23 protein-coding genes are annotated in these 24,980 nt (G+C 48.3%); 8 read left to right on the top strand and 15 right to left on the bottom strand.

Translation table 11 applies throughout. The annotated features are described in order from the left end of the window. Positions 1–299: 299 nt before the first annotated feature. The 6 genes from FEK46_RS00510 to cmtB are packed head-to-tail and all read right to left on the bottom strand — an operon-like array spanning position 300 to position 5,669. Positions 300–1,028: a nucleoside/nucleotide kinase family protein gene (locus tag FEK46_RS00510; RefSeq protein WP_135559239.1), complete on the bottom strand. Its 729-nt coding sequence runs from the start codon at positions 1,026–1,028 to the stop codon at positions 300–302. Then, positions 1,025–1,534: a fumarase E gene (gene fumE / locus FEK46_RS00515; RefSeq protein WP_130207875.1), complete on the bottom strand. Its 510-nt coding sequence runs from the start codon at positions 1,532–1,534 to the stop codon at positions 1,025–1,027. Before fumE ends, FEK46_RS00510 begins: the two co-directional genes overlap by 4 nt. A gap of 21 nt (positions 1,535–1,555) precedes the next feature. Beyond that, a complete protein-coding gene (glpX, locus tag FEK46_RS00520; RefSeq protein WP_135559238.1) occupies positions 1,556–2,521 on the bottom strand; it encodes a class II fructose-bisphosphatase in 966 nt (321 codons plus the stop codon). Continuing rightward, positions 2,518–3,795 (bottom strand): zinc-binding dehydrogenase, encoded by a 1,278-nt coding sequence (locus FEK46_RS00525; RefSeq protein WP_135559237.1) that lies wholly within the window; start codon positions 3,793–3,795, stop codon positions 2,518–2,520. The genes glpX and FEK46_RS00525 overlap by 4 nt, the downstream gene beginning before the upstream one ends. Positions 3,796–3,809: 14 nt before the next feature. Continuing rightward, positions 3,810–5,198, bottom strand: coding sequence for a PTS mannitol transporter subunit IICB (cmtA, locus tag FEK46_RS00530; protein ID WP_135559236.1), 1,389 nt, complete (start codon positions 5,196–5,198; stop codon positions 3,810–3,812). A gap of 27 nt (positions 5,199–5,225) precedes the next feature. After that, a complete protein-coding gene (gene cmtB / locus FEK46_RS00535) occupies positions 5,226–5,669 on the bottom strand; it encodes a PTS mannitol transporter subunit IIA (RefSeq protein WP_135407789.1) in 444 nt (147 codons plus the stop codon). Positions 5,670–6,046: 377 nt separating this feature from the next. On the opposite strand from cmtB, the gene FEK46_RS00545 reads away from it, so the two are divergent. Continuing rightward, entirely contained in the window at positions 6,047–6,955 is a 909-nt protein-coding gene (locus tag FEK46_RS00545) for a prohibitin family protein (protein WP_000646923.1), read from the top strand. 219 nt (positions 6,956–7,174) lie between these two features. Here the strand turns inward: FEK46_RS00545 and tkt are convergent, their stop codons facing one another. Continuing rightward, positions 7,175–9,166, bottom strand: a complete 1,992-nt coding sequence (gene tkt / locus FEK46_RS00550) for a transketolase (RefSeq protein ID WP_000098613.1) — start codon at positions 9,164–9,166, stop codon at positions 7,175–7,177. Positions 9,167–9,443: 277 nt separating this feature from the next. On the opposite strand from tkt, the gene loiP reads away from it, so the two are divergent. Further along, positions 9,444–10,202 carry a metalloprotease LoiP gene (gene loiP, locus FEK46_RS00560; protein WP_135410372.1) on the top strand — a complete coding sequence of 253 codons (759 nt, stop codon included), beginning with the start codon at positions 9,444–9,446 and terminating at the stop codon, positions 10,200–10,202. A gap of 421 nt (positions 10,203–10,623) precedes the next feature. Here the strand turns inward: loiP and speB are convergent, their stop codons facing one another. The 4 genes from speB to FEK46_RS00585 form a co-directional block, all read right to left on the bottom strand. Then, positions 10,624–11,544: an agmatinase gene (speB, locus tag FEK46_RS00565; RefSeq protein ID WP_000105566.1), complete on the bottom strand. Its 921-nt coding sequence runs from the start codon at positions 11,542–11,544 to the stop codon at positions 10,624–10,626. Positions 11,545–11,679: 135 nt separating this feature from the next. After that, entirely contained in the window at positions 11,680–12,411 is a 732-nt protein-coding gene (locus FEK46_RS00570; RefSeq protein WP_135559235.1) for a hypothetical protein, read from the bottom strand. Positions 12,412–13,176: 765 nt separating this feature from the next. Then, positions 13,177–14,430, bottom strand: a complete 1,254-nt coding sequence (locus tag FEK46_RS00580; protein ID WP_130259419.1) for an enolase C-terminal domain-like protein — start codon at positions 14,428–14,430, stop codon at positions 13,177–13,179. A 94-nt stretch (positions 14,431–14,524) separates the two neighbouring features. Continuing rightward, complete coding sequence (locus FEK46_RS00585) at positions 14,525–15,235, bottom strand: FadR/GntR family transcriptional regulator (protein WP_130259420.1); 711 nt, start codon at positions 15,233–15,235, stop codon at positions 14,525–14,527. Positions 15,236–15,424: 189 nt separating this feature from the next. Here FEK46_RS00585 and FEK46_RS00590 point away from each other — a divergent pair, with 189 nt between their 5' ends. The 4 genes from FEK46_RS00590 (at position 15,425) to FEK46_RS00605 (ending at position 19,157) form a co-directional block, all read left to right on the top strand. Next, entirely contained in the window at positions 15,425–16,192 is a 768-nt protein-coding gene (locus FEK46_RS00590) for an SDR family oxidoreductase (RefSeq protein ID WP_130259421.1), read from the top strand. 82 nt (positions 16,193–16,274) lie between these two features. Further along, a complete protein-coding gene (locus FEK46_RS00595) occupies positions 16,275–17,297 on the top strand; it encodes a DctP family TRAP transporter solute-binding subunit (RefSeq protein ID WP_130259422.1) in 1,023 nt (340 codons plus the stop codon). 58 nt (positions 17,298–17,355) lie between these two features. Continuing rightward, positions 17,356–17,880 carry a TRAP transporter small permease gene (locus tag FEK46_RS00600; protein WP_135490325.1) on the top strand — a complete coding sequence of 175 codons (525 nt, stop codon included), beginning with the start codon at positions 17,356–17,358 and terminating at the stop codon, positions 17,878–17,880. Further along, a complete protein-coding gene (locus FEK46_RS00605) occupies positions 17,880–19,157 on the top strand; it encodes a TRAP transporter large permease subunit (protein ID WP_135410373.1) in 1,278 nt (425 codons plus the stop codon). Before FEK46_RS00600 ends, FEK46_RS00605 begins: the two co-directional genes overlap by 1 nt. 44 nt (positions 19,158–19,201) lie before the next feature. Here the strand turns inward: FEK46_RS00605 and speA are convergent, their stop codons facing one another. The 4 genes from speA to FEK46_RS23900 form a co-directional block, all read right to left on the bottom strand. Continuing rightward, the gene (gene speA / locus FEK46_RS00610; RefSeq protein ID WP_010347927.1) at positions 19,202–21,178 is read right to left on the bottom strand and encodes a biosynthetic arginine decarboxylase; all 1,977 of its coding nucleotides are present in this window, start codon (positions 21,176–21,178) and stop codon (positions 19,202–19,204) included. A gap of 8 nt (positions 21,179–21,186) precedes the next feature. After that, positions 21,187–21,318, bottom strand: coding sequence for an acid stress response protein YqgB (gene yqgB, locus FEK46_RS00615; RefSeq protein ID WP_130218031.1), 132 nt, complete (start codon positions 21,316–21,318; stop codon positions 21,187–21,189). 93 nt (positions 21,319–21,411) lie between these two features. Continuing rightward, on the bottom strand, positions 21,412–21,555 hold the full coding sequence (gene yqgG / locus FEK46_RS23895; protein WP_001297404.1) for a protein YqgG: 144 nt from the start codon (positions 21,553–21,555) through the stop codon (positions 21,412–21,414). A 110-nt stretch (positions 21,556–21,665) separates the two neighbouring features. Then, positions 21,666–21,917, bottom strand: coding sequence for a hypothetical protein (locus FEK46_RS23900; RefSeq protein ID WP_130207893.1), 252 nt, complete (start codon positions 21,915–21,917; stop codon positions 21,666–21,668). A 55-nt stretch (positions 21,918–21,972) separates the two neighbouring features. On the opposite strand from FEK46_RS23900, the gene metK reads away from it, so the two are divergent. Both metK and galP read left to right on the top strand, forming a co-directional pair. Beyond that, positions 21,973–23,127 (top strand): methionine adenosyltransferase, encoded by a 1,155-nt coding sequence (metK, locus tag FEK46_RS00620; protein ID WP_130207895.1) that lies wholly within the window; start codon positions 21,973–21,975, stop codon positions 23,125–23,127. A 435-nt stretch (positions 23,128–23,562) separates the two neighbouring features. After that, the gene (gene galP / locus FEK46_RS00625; RefSeq protein WP_130207899.1) at positions 23,563–24,957 is read left to right on the top strand and encodes a galactose/proton symporter; all 1,395 of its coding nucleotides are present in this window, start codon (positions 23,563–23,565) and stop codon (positions 24,955–24,957) included. The last annotated feature ends 23 nt before the right edge of the window (positions 24,958–24,980 follow it).

Consider the following 24,980-nt stretch of genomic DNA (forward strand, 5'->3'; position numbering starts at 1 on the left):
CTCCTGCAAGGCTTTCCCTGAGCAAATTTGCCAGACAGAGTAATCCAGCAAATCGTTCGGGGAAACCTTACCTGTCGCAAACTGCGACTGATTGGTTAATTGTCGAACATTTAATCGACTGAAACGCTTCAGCTAGGATAAGCGAAACATGGAATAAAAGGAATGATTGTCCAGTCAAAGAAGACAATTATCTGACTTGCGTCACGTTTTCCGGCCTGATGCGTTGGAATTTATTCCACTTTGCAGAATCACGAATAAGCGTAGCAAAATCTTTTCGTTGTGCCGTCATAAACCCTGACTTATATCAGAATATGACTGATGCAGCGTCGATATTCACCCGTAGCCGTCATCATTAAGGTCAAATTTGCAGGCAGACTCTCTTCAAGCACCCGGCGAACATTCGGACCGTCGGTACGTTCATAAAAGGCTTCTGCGTCTGCCAGCGATAACCCCCCCGCCAGCTTGCGCCCCACCAGCCGTTCACGCAATGCAGCTGCGGGCGCGTTGATAAAGATCGAAAAATCACAAAATTGCGCAAGCTGGCGCCACTTCTCATCATCCAGCAACAACCAGTTTCCTTCGACGATGATTATTGGTGCGGTAACGTGCAACGCATCTTCTACCGGATCATGTTTTTGTCGATCGTACTGCGGCCACGTACAATCCCCTTCCACGACCTGGCACAGATTTTCCGCCAGTTTCGCAACGTCGAATGTCTCTGGTGCACCTTTGAAGGGGCGTAATTGATGCGCATCCAGCCAGCTATTGTAATGGTGAAAACCATCCATCGGGAACGTCTGGATAGTGGGTAATTCAGGGTCTTGTTGCGCGAGATATTCCCAGAAGGTAGTTAATGTAGATTTACCCGTCCCCGGCGGAGCGCAAAGAAAAACCACCGTACGTCGCTGCGGATTTACCGCCTGTAAGGCCGCCAGCATACGCAGTAGCGGTTTATGTACATTCTCAATTTCATCATCAGAGTACTGCGCCTGTACCTTTAGTCCATTCACCGTCAGTTCGATTTTCACGGCGTTAATTCCTTTAAAGTTGTCGTTACTGCCAGCGTCAGCGCCGTTTTGACCATCCCGCTAAAACGCGCCTCTGACCAGACGGCGAAATCGGCGAACTTCATCGCTTTTAACGCATCGTAGAGCGTCGCATTGCGGGTTATGCTATTGACGTTGCTGATAAAATCCCAGGTTATATCATCGGTAAATCCGGGCGTTTCATCCTGTTCGTTCAGGTAATGCCAGAACTGGGAAAAGTGCGTGATATCGGCATACAGCCATTTATCCATTTTCCCCAGCGCATAAATCAAACGCAGCGCAACATCAATATCGTCAAGCGGGCCGCTTTGGGCGAGTAACGGCTTCACTGCATATTCGACGATCTCTTCATCGTTATCGACAAACAGCGACGGCAGAAACTGGCGTATCCCCAGGAGCAAAATAGAATGCGCAGTTTTCATAAATGACAATAAATTGTCCTGTGCGTCCAGTTGCTCAAGCACATCATCTTCTGTCAGCGTAGCCATTCGTCTTCCGATAGATCACCATCAATGCAGGGAGTCTATTATATTACACGTTTGGTCCGCGCCGCCGATCAGTAATGTCTGCGTCCGCACCCCATTCGCCGTCTGTTGGATACCGTTCACCAGCTCGCCGCTCGTCACGCCCGTAGCGCTAAAGAGGATATCGTTCCCCCTCACCAGTTCGTCGAGTGAGTACACACGGTTGACTTCAACACCCATCTCCTTACAACGCTTACGCTCCTGTTCTGCGATTTGCCGATTTTCGGTGTAGTCACCTTTGGCCTGGCAAAAATCGATTAATTCCGCCTGCATATCCCCACCCAACGCTTTAACAGCACAGGCAGAAATAACGCCTTCCGGTGCGCCACCGATGGTGTACATCACATCGTAAGGATTATCCTGCCAGCAGGTCAGCACGCTGGCGGCGACATCGCCATCCGGCAGGGCAAAAACCTTCACGCCCAGCTGTGTTGCTTCCTCAATTGCGGCTCTCAGGCGCGGTTTATCCAGCGTAACCATGCGCAGCTTGTCCAGCGGTTTGCCTAACGCTTTCGCCACGTTGCGCAGGTTGTCCGCCAGGGGCAAAGACAGATCAATCACCCCGGCAGCCAGTCGATTAACAACCAGCTTTTTCATATACATATCGGGCGCATGTAACAGGCTATCTCGAGGGGCGAAAGCCATGACCGCCAGCGCATTGCTCTGCCCCATCGCCACCATCCGCGTGCCTTCAATGGGATCAACCGCGATATCGACTTCTGGCCCATCGCCTTTGCCCACCTCTTCGCCAATCCACAGCATCGGCGCATGGTCAATTTCTCCCTCGTCGATAACCACTCGCCCACGAAAAGCGACGTCGTTCAACGCCTGGCGCATCGCGGTGACCGCCAGGCCATCAATTTTATTTTTGTCGCCACAGCCGGTTTGCGGCCAGGCAGCCAACGCTGCCTGTTCCGTAACGCGAAATAATGGCCACGCCAGGGACATCATTGCGCGGCCTCCCCAATATCAACGCCAAATTGCGCCAGCAGATATTTCTCGGCCTGTTCATTCCAGATGCCGTGCGTTTCCTCAACCAGCCGCGCCAGCTCTTTAAACAGCGGATCGGTTTTGCCTTTTTCGGCAAAATCGGCAATGGCAGTGAGCGGCATGGTCACGCCGTTATAAATGAGTTTTTTGCCGCCGGGGATATCCGGCAGATTGAGCACGGTTTCTGGCACCGCATCCAGGCCACCGATATGGGTCACCATAAACGACGGCTGCAACTGCCCCGTGGCGCTAAGGGCAATCGCCTCTTTCATGTCGTCCGTTGAACCACCGGATGTACCGACGACGTGAGTGCTGTTGTAATGGACGTTGTAGAAATTAAACGGCACTTTGAAGTTTTTATCCGTCGGACCGGCAAAGAAGTTCAGGCAGCCATCTTCCGCCAGTAATTCATCCGCCATTTCAACAACAGCAGGCACCGCCGCATAAACAAAAATGTCATCGAACCCGGCATCATCCGTCAGCGCCCGTAGCATCTGGACAGGATCGCTCATCCCTTTGGTATTCACATACACCAGCTCAATGCCTTTACTGGCCGCCAGCTCCACTGGCAGCAACTTCTGCACCTGCGCCAGACGTTTGTCGTCGATATCGACCACCACCACCCGCGACGGTTGTATGCCGCCGTTAATGGCATAATCGATAGCGCCAATTCCCATCGGACCTGCACACGCCAGCAGTGCAATATTGCCGCCAGGTTTGACGCCCATGCGATGCTCATAAACATATTGCGTGGTGTGATAATTGGCATGATAAGCGCCAATAATGCAGCACATAGGCTCTGCCAGCGACGCCGCAGCAAAATAAGAGCCGTGATACGGTAATACGCAGCCCAAATTAATGGCTACCTCTGGAATAATCATATAGGTGGCGTTACCGCCAAAATATTCGTAGCTGTAGCCCGCTGAATATCCGCTTGGTAACCCCATCGCCGGTTGCAATACAAAACGCTGACCTTTTTTATATTTGTCGGTGAGATTTTTACCCACTTCGACAATAACCCCGGCACATTCATGCCCGGTAATGACCGGATGATTTTCTAAATCGTCGGGTACGCGTTTATGTTCACTACCGAGTAACGCCGCTTTCCAGGTCGATAAACAGACGCTGTCAGAAATTACACTCACCAAAAATTCATTATCGGTAATTTCTGGCAATTCAAATTCGCGCAGACGGACATCCCGCTTGCCATAAATAGCAGCAACTTTGGTTTTCATTTTTACCTCTGCAATCAGTTTTTATGTTCGGCGGTTAATTGATTAAATAAAGTGTCGAGTTTTGGATCGCCAATATAGTTATTAATCAATATCAGCGTTTTATCCGTCACACGTTTCACGCGCCCTTCCAGACTGGCATGAGTAACGACGATATCCGCATCCGCAGGCACGTTTTCTATGGCGTAATGTTTTACTTCAATTGCCAGCCCTGCTTTTTCCAGGCGTTTACGGAAGGTGGTTGCGCCCATCGCGCTGGAGCCCATCCCTGCATCGCAAACAAAGGCAATACGCTTAACACGGCTTAACGAGAATGCGCCTTCCTGCTTCATTGCTTTAACCGCATTGGCTGACTCGGTAAATTCATCTTCGCTCTCAGTCTCCACTGTTTTTTCCATCTTCAGTATCAGGGAAGTGATGACAAAGGACACCAGCGTGCCTACCGTAACTCCGGCAATTGTCGCCAGGAACGAGCCTTTCGGCGTCAGCGCCAGGTAAGCAAAGATAGAACCTGGGCTTGGGCCTGCAACCAGACCACCGTCCAGCAAATTAAACATCCAGGTGCCAGACATACCGCCCGCAATCATGGCGATAATGGTCAACGGCTTCATCAGCACATACGGGAAATACAGTTCGTGGATCCCACCGAGGAAGTGAATAATCATCGCACCAGGTGCAGAGCGCTTACTCATCCCTTTACCAAACAGAGTGAATGCCAGCAGCAGCCCTAAGCCAGGCCCAGGGTTGGATGCCACCATAAAGAAGATGGATTTGCCATTAACTGATGCCTGTTGCATCCCCAGCGGATAATAGACGCCCTGATCTATCGCGTTATTGAGGAAAAGCACTTTCGCCGGTTCATTGATGACTGACAGCAAAGGCAGATAGCCTGCATGTACCAGTGCTTCAATACACTCTTTGACGAAAGTATTGGCAATTAACACCGCCGGGCCGATGACTTCAAAACCCAGCAAACAGAGAATCATCCCAGCGATACCTAATGAGAAGTTATTGATAACCATCTCAAAACCAGCAGGTATGCGTTTTTCCAGTGCCTTATCGACATATTTTATGACCAGCCCACCTAAGGGTCCCATGATCATCGAGCCAAGGAACATCGGAATTTCAGCACCGACAATAACGCCAATCGTCCCTATTCCGCCCATGACCGCACCGCGTTTACCGCCAACCAGATGACCACCGGTAGAACCAATCATCACGGGCAATAAATAGGTAATCATGGGGCCGACAATTTTGGCGAAGTGTTCGTTAGGCATCCAACCCGTAGGAATAAATAATGCAGTAATAAAACCCCAGGCTATAAAAGCGCCAATATTGGGGATGACCATTGCAGTCAAAAAGCCCCCAAAAGCCTGGACCTTTGCACGAGCAGACTTGTTTTCCATAATATTATCCTGTAGAGGAGAGAGTAATTATCCGCGGTTGATTATGTCCGCTAATTGTTTTTCTGATGTTGCTGTTAAGAGTTGTTCGAGTATTTCTTCTTCGCACAGTAATTCACTTAACGCCTGAATAGCGCCAATGTGCGAATCAGCATCGGCAGCCGAAAGCCCGATGAGTAATTTAATCGGTTCGTCATTCCCCGGGAAATACACTGGTCGTTCGAGTAATGTCAGTGACATCCCGGTTTTAAGCGCCCCACATTCCGGTCGCGCATGAGGCATCGCCACGCCTGGTGCGAGAATATAATAAGGACCATTGCTAATGGTGGAATCTTTAATAGCCTGAATGTAATTCTCGCTGATATAGTTTTTATCCAGCAATGATGCCATCGAGAAATCGATAGCTTCCTGCCAGTCTTTTGCTGAATGTATAACTGAGATTGATGACTCTGGAAAATAATCAATAAGCCGCATAAATCATCCTTATTTTATTTTTACGGTACCGTCCGGCGGTAAAAATAAAATACTCGTGCGGTTTAATGAAAGCAATTGGGTACGCGAGAAGAAAAACCCCATAAACCAAAATAATAAAACCTTAAATAACAACAATATGAAATTGATATTTTTAAAGTCAACTTTGTATTTGTTATGTTTGTCACAAAATCAATATTTTGTTTGTTATTGTATTTGTGATGCATATCTCTATTTGTTTATTGAATGTTCGAAAACATACTTTTCTAATGCAATGTTTTTTCGCTATACCCCTTTATAGATTCTGAATTCTCACCTGTCGGCTGTTTTCTCCTCCCCTCATGTGACATATTCCCACACTTTACTCAAGGAAGATTGTCATGAAAGCACCTGTTTCAATAACCTCATTCCGCCCACAAAAATCTATTGCTATCGCCATTGGCGTGCTTGCCGTGGTTGTGCTGCCATTTCTCTCGTATTACACCGTTAATGAAGGTGAACGCGGCATTTTGCTGCGCTACGGAAAAATCGTAAAAGTTGCCGAGCCGGGTCTGGGTTTTAAGATCCCTTTTATGGAAAGCGTGGAGAAAATTTCCACGCGTAATCAGGCTGTGGTCTATCAGGGATTACAGGCCTACAGCCGCGACCAGCAACCGGCACAAATGACAGTATCAGTCAGCTTCCACATAAAACCTTCAGAAGCAGGCGCGGTTTATACCACCTACAACACCATTGAAGCATTAAAAGATCGTCTGATTGTCCGTCAGTTGCCAACTCAACTGGAGAACGTTTTCGGCCAATATACCGCCATCAGCGCCGTACAGGATCGTACAAAACTGGTTCAGGATCTGCAAAATGCCATGCGCAAAGCCGTTGTTGGGCCAGTGGTAATTGACGGGGTCCAGATTGAAAACATCGATTTTTCTGACGCTTATGAAAAGTCGATTGAAGACCGAATGAAAGCAGAAGTCGCCATTGCCACGCGTAAGCAAAATCTGGAAACAGAGAAAATCCAGGCGCAAATTGCGGTAACTCAGGCCCAGGCAGAAGCAGACAGTAAACTGGCGGCAGCCAAAGCAGAAGCAGAGACTATTCGCGTAAGAGGCGCGGCCGAAGCTGAAACTATTCGTTTAAAAAGTGCGGCTGAAGCAGAAGCTATCCGCCTGCGCGGGGAAGCCCTGCGAGATAATCCCGGACTTGTTGCCCTCACCACTGCTGAGCGCTGGGACGGTAAGCTGCCCGATACCATGATTCCAGGTAGCACAGTTCCGTTTATCTCTACTAAGTAAAAAAAGGGCCGCTTTCGCGGCCCTTGAGAATGATGGCAAAGGCAAAACTGCCTGATGCGCTACGCTTATCAGGCCTACATACTTCCTGCAATATATTGAATTTGCACGATCTTGTAGGTCGGATAAGGCGTTCACGCCGCATCCGACATGAACAACGCGCACTTTGCCAATAATCTGAAGGGCCGCTTTCGCGGCCCTTCTCACAAAGCATCTTACCGATTACAGCAACGCTTTTGCTTTCGCAACAACGTTGTCAACGGTGAAGCCGAACTCTTCAAACAGCAGTTCAGCCGGAGCAGATTCACCGAAGGTGGTCATACCGACGATAGCGCCATTCAGGCCAACATACTTGTACCAGTAGTCAGCAATGCCTGCTTCTACTGCAACACGAGCAGTAACCGCTTTCGGCAGTACAGATTCACGGTAAGCCGCATCCTGTTTGTCGAATGCATCAGTAGACGGCATGGAAACCACGCGCGCTTTCACGCCTTCGGCAGTCAGTTTTTCGTAGGCAGCAACCGCCAGTTCAACTTCAGAACCGGTGGCGATGAAGATCAGTTCCGGCTGACCGGCACAGTCTTTCAGCACATAACCACCGCGCGCGATGTTTGCCAGCTGCTCTTCAGTACGTTCCTGCTGCGCCAGGTTCTGACGGGAGAGGATAAGCGCAGTCGGGCCGTCCTGACGCTCAACGCCGTATTTCCACGCGACCGCGGATTCAACCTGGTCACACGGACGCCATGTAGACATGTTCGGGGTCACGCGCAGAGAAGCGACCTGCTCTACCGGCTGGTGAGTCGGGCCATCTTCGCCCAGACCGATGGAGTCGTGGGTGTAAACCATCACCTGGCGCTGTTTCATCAGCGCAGCCATACGTACGGCATTACGTGCGTATTCCACGAACATCAGGAAGGTGGAGGTGTACGGCAGGAAACCACCGTGCAGGGAGATACCGTTAGCAATCGCGGTCATACCGAACTCGCGAACACCGTAGTGGATGTAGTTACCCGCAGCATCTTCGTTGATTGCTTTAGAACCAGACCACAGGGTCAGGTTAGACGGTGCCAGGTCAGCGGAGCCGCCGAGGAATTCCGGCAACAGCGGACCGAACGCTTCGATAGCATTCTGAGACGCTTTACGGCTGGCGATTTTCGCCGGATTAGCCTGCAGTTTAGCGATGAATTCTTTCGCTTTGGCGTCGAAGTCAGACGGCATCTCGCCTTTCATACGACGGGTAAATTCAGCGGCTTCCTGCGGATAAGCTTTGGCGTAAGCAGCGAATTTCTCATTCCATGCGGATTCTTTCGCCTGGCCTGCTTCTTTCGCATCCCACTGAGCATAGATTTCAGACGGGATTTCGAACGGCGCATATTTCCAGCCCAGTTGTTCGCGGGTCAGGGCAATTTCAGCGTCGCCCAGCGGCGCACCGTGGGAGTCGTGCGTACCGGCTTTGTTCGGGGAACCGAAACCGATGATGGTTTTGCACATCAGCAGGGACGGTTTGTCGGTCACTGCGCGCGCTTCTTCTACTGCGCGTTTGATGGATGCCGCGTCATGACCGTCGATGTCGCGAATAACGTGCCAGCCGTAGGCTTCGAAACGCATTGCGGTGTCGTCGGTGAACCAGCCTTCAACGTGACCATCGATAGAAATACCGTTGTCATCGTAGAACGCAATCAGTTTACCCAGCTTCAGCGTACCCGCCAGAGAGCAAACTTCGTGGGAGATGCCTTCCATCATGCAGCCGTCACCCATGAAGGCGTAGGTGTAGTGGTCGACAATGTCGTGACCCGGACGGTTAAACTGCGCCGCCAGCGTTTTTTCTGCAATCGCCATACCGACTGCGTTGGCAATACCCTGACCCAGCGGACCGGTGGTGGTTTCCACACCAGCGGTGTAACCCACTTCCGGGTGACCCGGAGTTTTGGAGTGCAGCTGACGGAAGTTTTTCAGTTCTTCCATCGGCAGATCGTAACCGGTGAGGTGCAGCAAGCTGTAGATCAGCATGGAGCCGTGGCCGTTGGACAGCACGAAGCGGTCACGGTCAGCCCAGGACGGATTCTGCGGGTTGTGTTTCAGGAAATCACGCCACAGGACTTCGGCAATGTCAGCCATACCCATCGGGGCGCCCGGGTGACCGGATTTGGCTTTCTGTACTGCGTCCATGCTCAGCGCACGAATAGCATTGGCAAGCTCTTTACGTGAGGACATTTTGACTCCAGATCGGATGATGAAGGGCACGCCCTTAACGACTTGACGACAGCGCGTTTTGGGCTACGCCGGAAAATTTGCCAACAATTTACCGCAAGCCGCGCGTCATGTACATGGAACATCCTTTTGCCGTTTCAGAAATCTCTGGATCATGCTCGCATGTTGCGCAATCTGCTCGCCCGTCCGCTGCGCTTTTTCTTATACTTAGGACGAGCGTCGATTCACCTGCAAACGGCGCATTTTTAGAATAATCCTGACCTTGTGCGGAAGAGAAAACATGAAAATTCGCGCCTTATTGGTAGCAATGAGCATGGCAACGGTACTGACTGGTTGCCAGAATATGGACTCCAGTGGACTGCTCTCATCAGGAGCGGAAGCTTTTCAGGCTTACAGTTTGAGCGATGCGCAGGTAAAAGCCCTGAGCGATCAGGCGTGCCAGGAGATGGACAGCAAGGCGACGATTGCGCCAGACGGTAGCGAATACGCTAAACGTCTGACCACTATTGCTAATGCGCTGGGAAATAACATCAACGGCCAGCCGGTAAATTACAAAGTGTATATGGCGAAGGATGTGAATGCCTTTGCGATGGCAAACGGCTGTATCCGCGTCTATAGCGGGCTGATGGATATGATGACCGATAACGAAGTTGAAGCGGTGATCGGCCATGAAATGGGCCATGTGGCGTTAGGCCATGTGAAGAAAGGGATGCAGGTAGCGCTTGGTACAAATGCCGTGCGAGTAGCTGCGGCCTCTGCGGGCGGGATTGTCGGCAGTTTATCGCAATCACAACTCGGTGACTTGGGCGAAAAATTAGTCAATTCGCAATTCTCCCAGCGCCAGGAAGCAGAGGCGGATGATTATTCCTACGATTTGCTGCGTCAACGCGGCATCAGCCCGGCAGGCCTTGCCACCAGCTTTGAAAAACTGGCGAAACTGGAAGAAGGCCGCCAAAGCTCAATGTTTGACGACCATCCGGCATCCGCCGAACGCGCCCAGCATATTCGCGATCGTATGAGCGCAGATGGAGTTAAGTAAAGCCTGGTGGTGCCGAACGTAGGTCGGATAAGGCGTTCACGCCGCATCCGACATTAATGGCACATTTGCTACCTCGTGCGCATTGCCGGATGCGATGCTGGCGCATCTTATCCGGCCTACGGGCGCCGAACCCAGGTCGGATAAGGCGTTCACGCCGCATCCGACATTAATGGCACATTTGTTACCCCGTGCGCATTACCGGATAAGATGCTGGCGCATCTTATCCGGCCTACGGGTGCCGAACGTAGGTCAGATAAGGCGTTCACGCCGCATCTGACATTAATGGCACATTTGCTACCCCGTGCGCATTGCCGGATGCGATGCCTGGCGCATCTTATCCGGCCTACGGGTGCCGAACGTAGGTCAGATAAAGCGTTTACGCCGCATCTGACATTAATGGCACATTTGCTACCCCGTGCGCTTACTCGCCCTTTTTCGCCGCCTGAATATACAGCATCTCCAGCGCCAGCGTCGCCGCAGCCAGAGCGGTGATTTCAGACTGATCGTATGCCGGAGCCACTTCCACTACGTCCATCCCAACGATGTTGAGATCTTTCAGGCCGCGTACCAGTTTAATGGCGCGATCGGAGGTCAGGCCGCCAATTACCGGCGTACCGGTTCCCGGCGCGAAAGCAGGATCCAGGCAGTCGATATCAAAGGTCAGGTAAACCGGCATATCACCCACAATCTGTTTCACCTGGGCGATAACGTCATCCACGCTGCGATCGTTCACCTGGCAGGCGTCCAGCACGGTAAAGCCGTTGTCTTTATCAAACTCGGTACGAATACCAATCTGCACGGAATGATTCGGGTCGATCAGACCTTCTTTCGGCGCAGTATAGAACATGGTGCCGTGGTCAAATTCACAACCATTCGCGTAGGTATCGGTGTGGGCATCAAAGTGTACCAGCGCCATTTTGCCGAAATGCTTCGCATGAGCACGCAGCAGCGGCAGCGTAACAAAGTGGTCACCACCAAAGGAGAGCATACGCTTACCAGCAGCCAGCAGTTTCTCGGCGTGCGCCTGCAGCTTCTCGCTCATCTCACGGGCATCGCCAAAGGCATATACCAGATCACCGCAGTCCACCACGTTCAGACGCTCACGCATGTCGAAATTCCACGGGAAGCGGTTGTGTTCCCAGGCCAGATTTGTCGAAACCTGACGGATAGCTGCCGGACCGTGGCGCCCCCCCGCACGACCAGAAGTGGCCATATCAAACGGCACGCCAGTAATCACCCAGTCAGCATCGCTGTCATACGGCTGGAAGTTCATCGGCAGGCGTAAAAAACCAAAGGCGTTGGAAACCAGTGAGTTATCGTATTGATGACCTAAGGTGCTCATGGATGGACTCCTATTACAAAGTCGATATAAAAAAACCCTTCCGCGTCGTTAGGCCCGACGAGGAAGGGTTGGATTTGCGAAACACAAGTTTGTGCTAATTATCGCCTTAAATGGGCGAGGCATCAAGCGAGGTTGCTATTTCCGACACGGCGGCGGCGCATAGCCATTGTTATCTGCCGGAAACGCTTGTCCAGAGCACGGCGGCAGCGCGTTTTGCGCCGGGCCTTGTAATTCAAAGGCGGCAAAGCCGATTACACCGGTATTACGCACATCGCCTTGCGCCGAATTGGCTGCGTAGGAATCAGCAACGTTGGCGAACTGAAAAGCCGCTTCGGTATGTTTATCTTTGCGGAATCCTTTAATCGCTAACGAATCTCCGGCATTCACAATATAACCGTTGTTATTCAGCGAACCTTGTTTACCGTTCAGAACATCCAGGCCATCAACCGTAGCAACGATCTCGTAGTTGATGTTACGACTGTAATTGCGGACATATAATTGATAATTCATTCCTACTCTGGCATGGACAATATAGCGTGGTTCATTATTTGATGAATCATAAACCCGCGTAATAGGTAGTGAATTAAAATTAGCATCGCGAATAGCATATTCCAGTTCGTTAATACGAATGCTATAAACGCGGTCGTAGCCGGAAGGAACATTAGCTGAATAACTAATAACGATCATCTCCGCCGGATCGCGCCAGGCTCGCTCAGCAGATACGCCCTGAACCGTTGAGTGCACATCCCCACCCCAGGCGGTGCCGACATTGCCAGATGCACTGCTATTATACTGCGCGTTACTGGAACAACCTGCCAACAACACGACTAATGCGACCAGTGCGCCACGTACTTTCCATTTTTTCATAACCGTTCCCTCTTCATTTAATTAATGCAGCGATTGTAGGGAGATTATTTAAGAATAAAAGCAGCCAATTTATTTTTAAGAATATATAAAAATAAAGCGGACCGATTCGCCAAAACAAATCGCCCCGCCAGTGGAATAATCTTAATTATTCATCTTCAGGATAGGTATAACCGTACAAACCTGCCTCGAATTCTTCCTGGAACTGTTGTTGCAGTTCAGCGCAGCCATCCGGGAAAAAGCTTCTCCAGCGCAAAAGTAGGGCACGGGCTGTCGATATCCAAAGTCAGATAGCTCGGCATATCACCAACAATCTATTTCACCTGGACGATAATATCATCCACACAGTGATCGTTCACCTGGCAGACATCCAGTACGGTAAAGTTGTCGTCTCCATCGCACTCAATACGAATAGTTCAAGTCGTTCAGATCTTCTTACAATGCGGCAGTGGCCAAACTCACAACTATAGGTATCGATATGGGCATCAAAGTGTGCCTGCGCTATTTTGCTGACAACCAAAGTAGTTTGTAGACAGTGAGCTACCATATTGATGACCTAATGTGCTCATAGATGGGCTGTTTTTACAAAGTCGATATAAAAGCCTTCTTCGTCAGGCCCGACGAAGAAGGGTTGGATTTGGTAGAAGTGAATTAAGAAGAATTATCGCTGGTAGTCTGCACAAATCAGGTCAATCAGAGCAAAGGCAATAGCCGTTACACTTCCTATGTTTGACTATGTTTGAGGTCTCACTAAAAATAAATTTACGGCTATGGTCGGGCCGCTGTACCGTCAGGAGTACGCGCTAATGTCCAGCCAGGAATACCGCCATTAATTGGCCATGCTTTTGCTTTATTTTCATCCATTTCAATACCCAGTCCTGGTTTATCACTCACATATGCAAAACCGTCCTTAACCTGGATGCAGCCTGTAAAAACATCTTGCAGCGCCTCATTGACTGGCGTGTATTCCTGAATACCAAAATTACTCGAACTTACAGACAAATGCATGTTAGCGGCTACCCCCACAGGAGAAATGTCTCCTGGTCCATGCCATGCTGTTCTAACTCCAAACATTTCACTCAAAATCGCCAGTTTTCTTGCTGGTGTGATCCCGCCAATTGAACTGACATGGCAGCGAATAAAGTCAATCTGTTGATTAATAATTAATGGTTTATATTCATTAATATTCGTGAATAACTCCCCCATAGCAATAGGAGTTGACGATTGTTGACGAAGTACTTTCAACCACTCCAGGTTTTCCGGGGCCACAGGATCTTCAAGATAAAAAAGTGAGTAAGGTTCAAGTGATTTTGCTAATTGGATTGCGTTAATGGGGCTTATGCGTTCATGAACGTCGTGGATAAATTCAATGCCAAAACCAAACTTATTACGCAAATGATCGAACAAACGAGGAACGCTTCTGGCATACGCTTCCGGATCAAAATAGATGCCAGCAGTTTTGTTGGCTGGCGAGCGTTTCGGTTGAATGTTTTTTGCTCTGGCTAATTTACTGGCAATAAGTTTCAGATCATCGGTTCCAGCCCCACCATACATCCCCATCTGACAGCGAACGTACTGATACCCCTCTGCTATAGCGCTGTGGATATTATCTTCAACTTCAATCTCATCAGCCCCGTCAGTATGGCGGTATAATGGCACGCCATCACGGCATTTCCCCCCCAGCAATTCATAAACAGGGAGTCCGGCGACTTTTCCCTTTAGATCCCACAAAGCCATATCGATCCCTGACAAGGCATTATTCATAATTGGGCCACTACGCCAGTAACCGCTTACACATGCTGATTGCCAGATATCTTCTATACGGGCAGGATTTTTCCCAATCAAGAAAGGCTTCATATACTCATTTACAGCCTTTTCCACTGCCACTATCCGCTGAGTAAACGTAGCGCATCCAAGCCCATATAAGCCAGGTTCATTCGTTTCAATTTTTACAACGGCCAGATCGATCCCACCGGGTGCAGTAAGGATCGTTCTGACATCTGTTATTTTCAGATTCTGCATATTCATTTCCACTGTAGTTAGCCGATTCGCGCAACCTGTCAGTTGTCCTACATGTGGTATGGAGCAGTATGAGCTGGATTATTTTCTCAGGCAACTATTTTTTTTCATTAAGCGTCTGGATAACTTTGAGATTGCTCGCCATATGCGTATCAAGAATTTCGGCGGCAGCTTTTGGATCGCGGTTTTTTATTGCCAGATAAATATTCAAGTGTGCATCAATGCTTTCAATAGTGATGCCAAGGGTCCGATTCAACTCTTCAAGATATTGATAATATATGTCTTTTATTGCATGCATGGCTGCAGTAAAAACCGTGTTCTTTGCCGCATTAACAATACCAAGATGGAATTCGTAGTCTGCTTTACTGTACTTTTTATAGTCGTTTTTATTGATTAACATTTGTCCAAGCAGACGTTCGAGAATCGCGATATCTTCATCATCTGCGTGCTGTGCAGCAAGTTCAATGCATTTAAATTCCACGGTTTGCCTGAAAACCAGCATATCACGAAACGCAGCTTCACTAAGATGCATAGCAGGCTTCGCCAGCAAATCATCAATACCATATTTATCTATATTATCAGTTACATATGTCCCTTTACCCTGGTACGTAATCACAGCCCCCATATCACGCAATTTTTGAACTGCACTTCGAACGCTAACTCTGCTTACGCCAAATTGAGCAGCGAGTTGGGCTTCTGAAGGAAGTTTGTAACCCGCTTTCCAGCGACCATCTTGCAGATAGCCTTTCATAGCCTCAAACAAAACAGACACAACATTATGATTTTTAACGGCTTTATTTGAATTCATCTTTCTACAGACTTTATAAAATAAAAATGAGTATAACATGTCCTACAAGTTCAATTTTCTGTTTTTTGTGATTATCAACACATTTTGAAAGCGCTTTTATTGAACAAGTTTTTTAATACTGTATCGTTTTTTACGCAACTTGTCAGACGTCCTACCTTTCAAAAAACTTTCCATGATAAGGGAAACAAAATGCATCATTTATTTGATCTGACAGGTAAAACAGCTCTGATTACAGGCTCCGCCCGCGGTCTGGGATTCGCATATGCAGAAGGATTAGCCAGCGCTGGTGCGCATGTCATTCTAAATGACCTGAATGACGCCGTGTTGCAAGAAGCTGTTGAACAACTCCAGAGCAGAGGCTTGTCTGCACAAGGAATTGCATTCAACGTGGCAGATGAAAAGGCTGTGGAACAAGCATTTCAACAAATAGATGAACAAGATATCGCTATCGATATTCTTATTAATAACGCTGGTATCCAGTACCGTCAGTCGATTGTGGATCTTGCTTTAGCTGACTGGCAAAAAGTTATTGATGTAAATCTCACCAGTGTTTTTCTGGTTTCAAAGGCAGCAGCCTCTCGCATGATAGCTCGCAATACAGGTGGCAAAATTATCAATATTGCCTCTTTAACAAGTGAAGCAGCTCGCCCAACCGTTTCACCTTATACCGCGGCAAAAGGCGGGGTGAAAATGCTTACCCGCTCTATGGCTGCTGAATGGGCAAAATTTAATATTCAGGCAAATGCTATTGGTCCTGGCTATATATTAACGGATATGAATACTGCGCTTATTAATAACGCAGAATTTGATAAATGGGTTAAAAATAGTAATCCAGCAGAACGATGGGGAAAACCAGAGGAGCTAGTAGGAACTGCCATATTCCTGTCCTCTACAGCTTCTGACTATATCAATGGACAAGTTATTTATGTCGATGGTGGTTGGTTGGCAGTATTATAACAATTTATAAGCCAGATTATTAACACCATAAATAACAAGACAAATACAAATCATATTATTTTATTTAATAAAGGATATTTATATGAAAGCAAAGGAATTTACTTCTGCCGTTCAAAGTCTAAGCCTGGGGATATTATTAGTAAGTTGTAGCTTTTTTTCAACAACCCTTAATGCAGAAGTCAAAGCAGTAAAGCTAGGTCATTCATTTTCAGATGCACATCCAAGAGCCATTGCTATGAAAAAATTTGCGGCAGATGTTGAAAATGCAACTGATGGTGAAATTAAGATTACTGTTTACGGAAATGCTGTTCTCGGATCTGAACAGCAAATGTTGCAAGCAACACGAAGTAATGTTCAGCAACTCTATATGGGCGCCGTTTCTCCGCTTGCAGGTTTTCAGAAACAATTTCAAATATTCGACTTCCCATTTTTATTTTCCTCTAATGACGAAGCTGCAAAAATACTTGATAGTGAATTTGGCGATAAATTATTAACAGATCTTGATAGCATTAACCTGAAAGGATTGACATGGGCAGGTGGCGCTTTTCGTAATGTGGCAAATATAAAACGAGAAGTCACCACGCTTGAAGGTTTTAAAGGCTTAAAAATTCGTGTAATGCCAACACAGGTTGCTATAGACAGTTTTAAAAGTTTAGGTATAAATCCTTCACCTATGGCTTATTCAGAGGTATTTACAGCACTTGAAACTGGCGCTCTTGATGGTCATGAACACCCTTCTGTCGATATCTTACAGAATAAAATGTATGAAGTTGAAAAATATATGACACTGACAGGGCATGTTTATACACCTGTTGCGTTGATCGTGTCTAAAAAGTGGTTTGATTCGCTGACTGAGAAACAAAGAGAAGTGATCCAGAAAGTTGCCAACAACAATAAAACGTTTCAACGCCAGCAAGAAATTGAACAGGAAAAAGGCGCCATTGACGAACTCAGGAAAAATGGCATGGTAGTTTCCTCCTTACAAGAAGGAGAATTGTCAAAAATCCAGCAAGCCGTTCAACCTGTTATAGAAAAACATAAAAAAACCGTCGGTGAAGATACCATCAAGCATTTTTATGATGTAAAGAAAAAACTCGCTGAATAATACTATCAAGATAGCGGGTAATACTATATCCCCGCTATTCTCAATAAAGGTTCCCATAATGAAAATTTATGAAAAAGCCACAAGGTTTTTCATAGGTAGCCTTGAAGCCATCATGGTGATATGTATCAGCATTATGTTTCTTCTTGTGCTTATCAATGTATTGATGCGTTTTATCTTTAACAGTGGAATAGACATAGCTGAAGAGTTACCTCGATTTTTATTCGTATGGATGATATTTATTGGTGCTGTGGTAGCAATCAAAGATCAGAGCCATATTCGCGTAGACCTTTTCATTAAAAAAATGCCATTATTGGGTCAACAGATTTGCCAATTAGCTTCACAGGTACTTATGTTGGTATGTAGTATAACGCTAATTTACGGTACCTGGATTGAATCTGATATTCTGTCAACGACATATTCACCGGTTTTAGATGTTAATATGTTGCTTATTTTCGGAATTTCATGGCTGACCGGCATTTGTATTTTTATCAGTGCATTGATAAACATCATATCTGTTTTTACAAAAAATTCTCTCTTCCGGGCTAAAACGCTTTCTTCCATATCTTCCAGGGAGGGTAAGTAATGGCATTATTAATATTTGCGGGTTCACTTCTGTTATCGATGTTCATCGGTTTACCTATCGCCTTCTCACTAATTATTTGCGCTCTTTCATTAATGTATTTTTTGGATATGACAGATATCCAAATTATTACTCAAAATATGTGGAATGGAGCTAATAACTTCCCGTTACTGGCAGTACCTTTTTTCATGCTGGCGGGAGAGTTTATGAATGCCGGAGGTATGACCAAACGGATTATTGGTATTGCCATGACCTGGGTTGGTCATGTGCGAGGAGGAATGGGATACGTCGCCGTTTTTGCCGCCATTATTATGGCTTCGCTCTCCGGTTCTGCTGCAGCTGATACTGCTGCATTGGCGGCGATTCTCTTACCGATGATGCGTGAAGCTGGGTATAAATTAAATCGGACTGGCGGTTTAATCGGAGCCGGAGGAATAATCGCGCCAGTAATTCCACCATCAGTAGCAATGATTTTGTATGGTGTTACAGGCCAAATTTCCATTACCAAATTGTTTCTTGCGGGTATCGTACCTGGCATAATTATGGGAATGGGATTACTCCTGACCTGGCGACTACTGGCTAAATCAGAAAATGTACAAACAAGTCCGAAGAGCACATTACGAGACAGGCTGAAAAAGACTCGTGAAGGGTTTTGGGCGTTGTTGCTACCTGTTATTATCGTGGGTGGATTAAGGATTGGTATATTTACCCCAACAGAAGCGGCAGTGATAGCAGCTGCTTATTCATTATTTGTCGGCGTATTTATTTATCGTGGCATTAACTTAGGATCGCTTTATGGATTAATGCTCAATGCCGCTAAGACAACAGCTGTTATTATGTTCCTGGTTGCTGCTGCATCGGTTTCTGCATGGCTTATAGCAGCAGCAGATATTCCAGCACAATTAACGGAACTGCTGGCGCCGGTTATGCATAGCCAAACTTTGTTAATATTAACATTAATGTTGCTGATATTTATCATCGGTACAGCAATGGATTTAACACCCACTATTTTAGTTATGACACCTGTACTTGTACCTTTGATTAAACAGGCAGGAATAGACCCGGTATATTTCGGTGTTCTTTTTGTAATAAATACGTCCATTGGTTTGATAACACCACCAGTAGGCACAGTATTAAATGTAATTTGTGGTATTGGAAAGATAAGTATGGATGAACTGGTCAAAGGTATATGGCCGTTCTTACTCACATGCGTGGCAATCCTTATTTTACTGGTGCTCTTCCCGCAATTAGTGCTCTTTCCATTAGCCCTTATGACCTGAGAAAAGGTTGGGTGTTGTATAAAAACACCCAACCATCGGTTTAATTATTCATCTTCAAGATAGGTATAACCGTATAAACCTGCCTCGAACTCTTCCAGGAACTGTTGTTGCAGTTCAGCATCAAGATCGGTTTTCTTCACTTGATCACGGAACTGAGTTAACAGCGTTTTCGGATCGAGCTGTACATATTGCAGCATGTCCGCCACGGTATCGCCTTCGTCAGACAGTTCCACTTCTACGCTGCCGTCAGGGAAGACGAACACGTCAACCGCTTCGGTATCACCGAACAGGTTGTGCATGTTGCCGAGGATCTCCTGATATGCGCCGACCATAAAGAAACCGAGCATCGGTGGATTCTCCGGATCGTACTCCGGCATTGGCATTGTCGTGGCAATACCGTCACCATCAATATAGTGGTCGATAGCACCGTCAGAGTCACAGGTAATATCCAGCAGCACAGCGCGGCGTTCCGGCACTTGATCCAGCCCTTCCAGCGGCAGAACCGGGAACAACTGGTCGATCCCCCATGCGTCCGGCATCGACTGGAACAGCGAGAAGTTGACGTACATTTTGTCCGCCATACGTTCCTGCAATTCATCGATAATCGGACGATGAGCACGGTTTTGCGGGTCCAGTTGCTTCTGCACTTCATGGCACATGCTCAAATAAAGCTGCTCAGCCCATGCGCGTTCTTGCAGGCTAAAGGTGCCAGAAGAGTAGCCGATATGAATATCGTGCAGATCCATCTGGCTGTCGTGCAACCATTCACGCAGAGAACGGCGAGTTCCCGGTTCGTGCATCTCCTGCCAGGTTTCCCACATGCTTTGCAGTGCGCGCGGCGCATCTTCTGCGGGCGCGGTCGGCACCGTGTATTCGTTACGTTCCACGCCGATGATATTAGACACCAGCACGGTGTGATGCGCAGTCACCGCACGACCCGATTCGGTGATTACCGTCGGATGCGGCAGACCATTTTCTTCACACGCATCACCAATCGCCCAGATGATGTTGTTGGCGTATTCATTGAGGCCGTAGTTTACGGAGCAGTCAGACTGCGAACGGGTACCTTCATAGTCCACGCCCAGACCGCCGCCGACGTCGAAGCACTGAATATTGACGCCCAGCTTGTGCAGTTCCACATAGAAACGTGCGGATTCACGAACGCCCGTGGCGATATCGCGAATATTCGCCATCTGCGAACCAAGGTGGAAGTGCAGCAATTGCAGGCTGTCGAGACGCCCGGCTTCACGCAGCGTTTCAACCAATTGCAGTACCTGAGTCGCTGCCAGGCCGAACTTCGATTTTTCCCCGCCGGAAGATTGCCATTTACCCGAGCCCTGTGAGGCCAGACGTGCACGCACGCCCAGACGAGGAACGACATTCAGACGTTCTGCTTCATCCAGCACAATGGCGATTTCTGACATCTTCTCAATGACCAGATAGACCTTGTGGCCCATCTTCTCGCCAATTAATGCCAGGCGGATATATTCGCGGTCTTTATAACCGTTGCAGACGATGACGCTGCGGGTCATGCCAGCATGCGCCAGAACGGCCATCAACTCTGCTTTCGAGCCTGCTTCCAGTCCCAACGGTTCGCCAGAATGAATCAGGGACTCAATCACGCGGCGATGCTGGTTAACTTTGATCGGATAAACGAGGAAGTAGTCACCGTTATAACCGTAGGATTCACGCGCACGTTTAAACGCGGCGTTTATGGAACGCAAACGGTGCTGCAGGATCTGCGGGAAACAGAACAGTGCAGGCAGACGCTGGCCCTGTGCTTCGCGGGTTTTCACCAACTGCGCGAGATCGACGCGAGCTTCCGGTACGTCCGGGTCCGGGCACACGCTGATGTGGCCCAGCTCGTTAACGTCGTAGTAGTTATTGCCCCACCAGGCAATATTGTAAGTACGCAGCATCTTGCTGGCTTCCTGGGAGCTCATTGCAACCTCCTGCATGGAGCGTAGTACACCGTGTTCGCCCGCTGACGAAGGCAAACTCATAGACATGTCGTCAGACATAGCGAACCTCAAATTATTTTATTAAGTGTAAAACAGTTAACCACTATCGCAGCCTGAAACTGCGATAACAACCCATAAGCACATGGATTTTCCAGCAGTGTATGCTGACGCTCCGACTGCGCAATCGGTTTCTTTTTCATAAAATTATTAAGCACATAACCGAACGTAAGTGTGACAGTTCGGCGAAACCACGAGAAAACTCTTGTTTTTACAAGAGCGCCCTTGTTCAGTCCTCAGTAACTGTAACCAGCTCTTGAATCCTGAGAAGCGCCGAGATGGGTATAACATCGGCAGGTATGCAAAGCAGAGATGCAGAGTGCGGGGAACGAATCTTCACCAGAACGGTGAGACAGGTTAAGCAGCAGACAACGGTTCATTATTTCGTATCACCTCCACGGTCGCCCGTTAAGACGAACCCACAAGCCAAAACTCTGATTTCAACCCGGCTGGAAGTGGCAACACGAAAGAAACGTCGTGTGCTTTTTATTTAAGCCGCGCGTCGCGTTTTATACCCCACAATGGCAGAAAATTGCAAAAGATAAATACAAAGAATGCCAGCATTGTCAGGAAAAATTTCCAGCCACGTTTTTAACAGAATGAGACACGATTCAAAAAAAAGTGGAAATCGGGTGAAGGATTGACCTAAAATAGCCATCCAGATGTTAATCCATCCATACTGATTAACACTCAGACTGCCAGTGTTTTTAACCTGTCGAGTCGTGGTAGGATCCGCTACCACAGAAAATCCACACAACAGTTTGAGCTAACCAAATTCTCTTTAGGTGATATTAAATATGGCAAAACACCTTTTTACGTCCGAGTCCGTCTCTGAAGGGCATCCTGACAAAATTGCTGACCAAATCTCTGATGCCGTTTTAGACGCGATCCTCGAACAGGATCCGAAAGCACGCGTTGCTTGCGAAACCTACGTAAAAACCGGCATGGTTTTAGTTGGCGGTGAAATCACCACCAGCGCCTGGGTAGACATCGAAGAGATTACCCGTAACACCGTTCGCGAAATTGGCTATGTGCATTCCGACATGGGCTTTGACGCTAACTCCTGTGCGGTCCTGAGCGCCATCGGCAAACAATCTCCTGACATCAACCAGGGCGTTGACCGTGCCGATCCGCTGGAACAGGGCGCGGGCGACCAGGGTCTGATGTTTGGCTACGCAACCAACGAAACCGACGTGCTGATGCCAGCACCTATCACCTATGCACACCGTCTGGTACAGCGTCAGGCTGAAGTGCGTAAAAACGGCACTCTGCCGTGGCTGCGCCCGGACGCGAAAAGCCAGGTGACTTTCCAGTATGACGACGGCAAAATCGTTGGCATCGATGCTGTTGTGCTTTCCACTCAGCACTCTGAAGATATCGACCAGAAATCGCTGCAAGAAGCGGTAATGGAAGAGATCATCAAGCCGATTCTGCCGGCTGAATGGCTGACTTCCGCAACCAAATTCTTCATCAACCCGACCGGACGTTTTGTTATCGGCGGCCCGATGGGTGACTGCGGTCTGACTGGTCGTAAAATTATCGTAGATACCTACGGCGGCATGGCACGTCACGGTGGCGGCGCGTTCTCTGGTAAAGATCCGTCAAAAGTGGACCGTTCTGCAGCGTACGCAGCACGTTATGTCGCGAAAAACATCGTTGCTGCTGGCCTGGCCGATCGTTGTGAAATTCAGGTTTCCTACGCAATCGGCGTGGCTGAACCGACATCCATCATGGTAGAAACTTTCGGTACTGAGAAAGTGCCTTCTGAACAACTGACTCTGCTGGTACGTGAGTTCTTCGACCTGCGTCCATACGGTCTGATTCAGATGCTGGATCTGCTGCACCCGATCTACAAAGAAACCGCAGCATACGGTCACTTTGGTCGCGAACATTTCCCGTGGGAAAAAACCGACAAAGCGCAACTGCTGCGTGAAGCTGCCGGTCTGAAGTAATCTTTCTTCACCTGCTTTCAAAGGCCAGCCTCGCGCTGGCCTTTTCTTTTACCTCACCGCGGTGGATAGGCGTTCACGCCGCATCCGGCAAAAAGCCGCCCGCGCAATGACATCATTCTTCCTGAACACGTTTTACCCGCAAATCATCATCACGATTGAAACCGATTACACCAGCAACACAGAGCAAATGTTCACAATATTTTCATCGTATGATTCATTTTTTATAATCGTTACATTTCTTTTCAGTTAAGTCTTAAATGCAGATAACTGTGTTTAACCTATGATTATATAACTCAATTATTTTCATACACTTAAATTATAATCATAATGAATGTTAGTGTAAGCGATTACACTGATGTGATTTGCTTCACATCTTTTTACGTCGTACTCACCTATCTTAATTCACAATAAAAAATAACCATATTGGAGGGCATCATGCCTGACGCTAAAAAACAGGGGCGGTCAAACAAGGCAATGACGTTTTTCGTCTGCTTCCTTGCCGCTCTGGCGGGATTACTCTTTGGCCTGGATATCGGTGTAATTGCTGGCGCACTGCCGTTTATTGCAGATGAATTCCAGATTACTTCGCACACGCAAGAATGGGTCGTAAGCTCCATGATGTTCGGTGCGGCAGTCGGTGCGGTGGGCAGCGGCTGGCTCTCCTTTAAACTCGGGCGCAAAAAGAGCCTGATGATCGGCGCAATCCTGTTTGTTGCCGGTTCACTGTTCTCTGCTGCTGCACCGAACGTTGAAGTGCTGATTCTTTCCCGCGTGCTGCTGGGACTGGCGGTAGGTGTGGCCTCCTATACCGCGCCGCTGTACCTCTCTGAAATTGCGCCAGAGAAAATTCGCGGCAGTATGATCTCGATGTATCAGTTGATGATCACTATCGGGATCCTCGGTGCTTATCTTTCTGATACCGCCTTCAGCTACACCGGCGCATGGCGCTGGATGCTGGGTGTGATTATCATCCCGGCAATTCTGCTACTGATTGGCGTCTTCTTCCTGCCAGACAGCCCACGTTGGTTTGCCGCTAAACGCCGCTTTGTTGATGCCGAACGCGTGCTACTGCGCCTGCGCGACACCAGCGCGGAAGCGAAACGTGAACTGGATGAAATCCGTGAAAGTTTGCAGGTTAAACAGAGCGGTTGGGCGCTGTTTAAAGAGAACAGTAACTTCCGTCGCGCGGTGTTCCTGGGTGTACTGTTGCAGGTGATGCAGCAATTCACCGGGATGAACGTCATCATGTATTACGCGCCAAAAATCTTCGAACTGGCGGGATATACCAACACGACGGAACAAATGTGGGGGACCGTGATTGTCGGCCTGACCAACGTACTTGCCACCTTTATCGCAATCGGTCTTGTTGACCGTTGGGGACGTAAACCAACGTTGACGCTGGGCTTCATGGTGATGGCTGTGGGCATGGGCGTACTGGGTACAATGATGCACATCGGTATTCACTCACCGTCGGCGCAGTATTTCGCCATCGCCATGCTGCTGATGTTTATTGTCGGTTTTGCCATGAGCGCGGGTCCGTTGATTTGGGTACTGTGTTCTGAAATCCAGCCGCTGAAAGGCCGCGACTTCGGTATCACCTGCTCCACCGCCACCAACTGGATTGCCAACATGATTGTCGGCGCAACCTTCCTGACTATGCTCAACACGCTGGGCAACGCCAATACCTTCTGGGTTTACGCAGGTCTGAACGTGCTGTTTATCCTGCTGACACTGTGGCTGGTGCCGGAAACCAAACACGTTTCGCTGGAACACATTGAACGTAATCTGATGAAAGGTCGTAAACTGCGCGAAATCGGCGCTCACGATTAATCTCCTCAGGCTTCCTCCCGTCG

The sequence above is a fragment of the Escherichia sp. E4736 genome (assembly GCF_005781225.1).
Classification (GTDB): Bacteria; Pseudomonadota; Gammaproteobacteria; order Enterobacterales; family Enterobacteriaceae; genus Escherichia.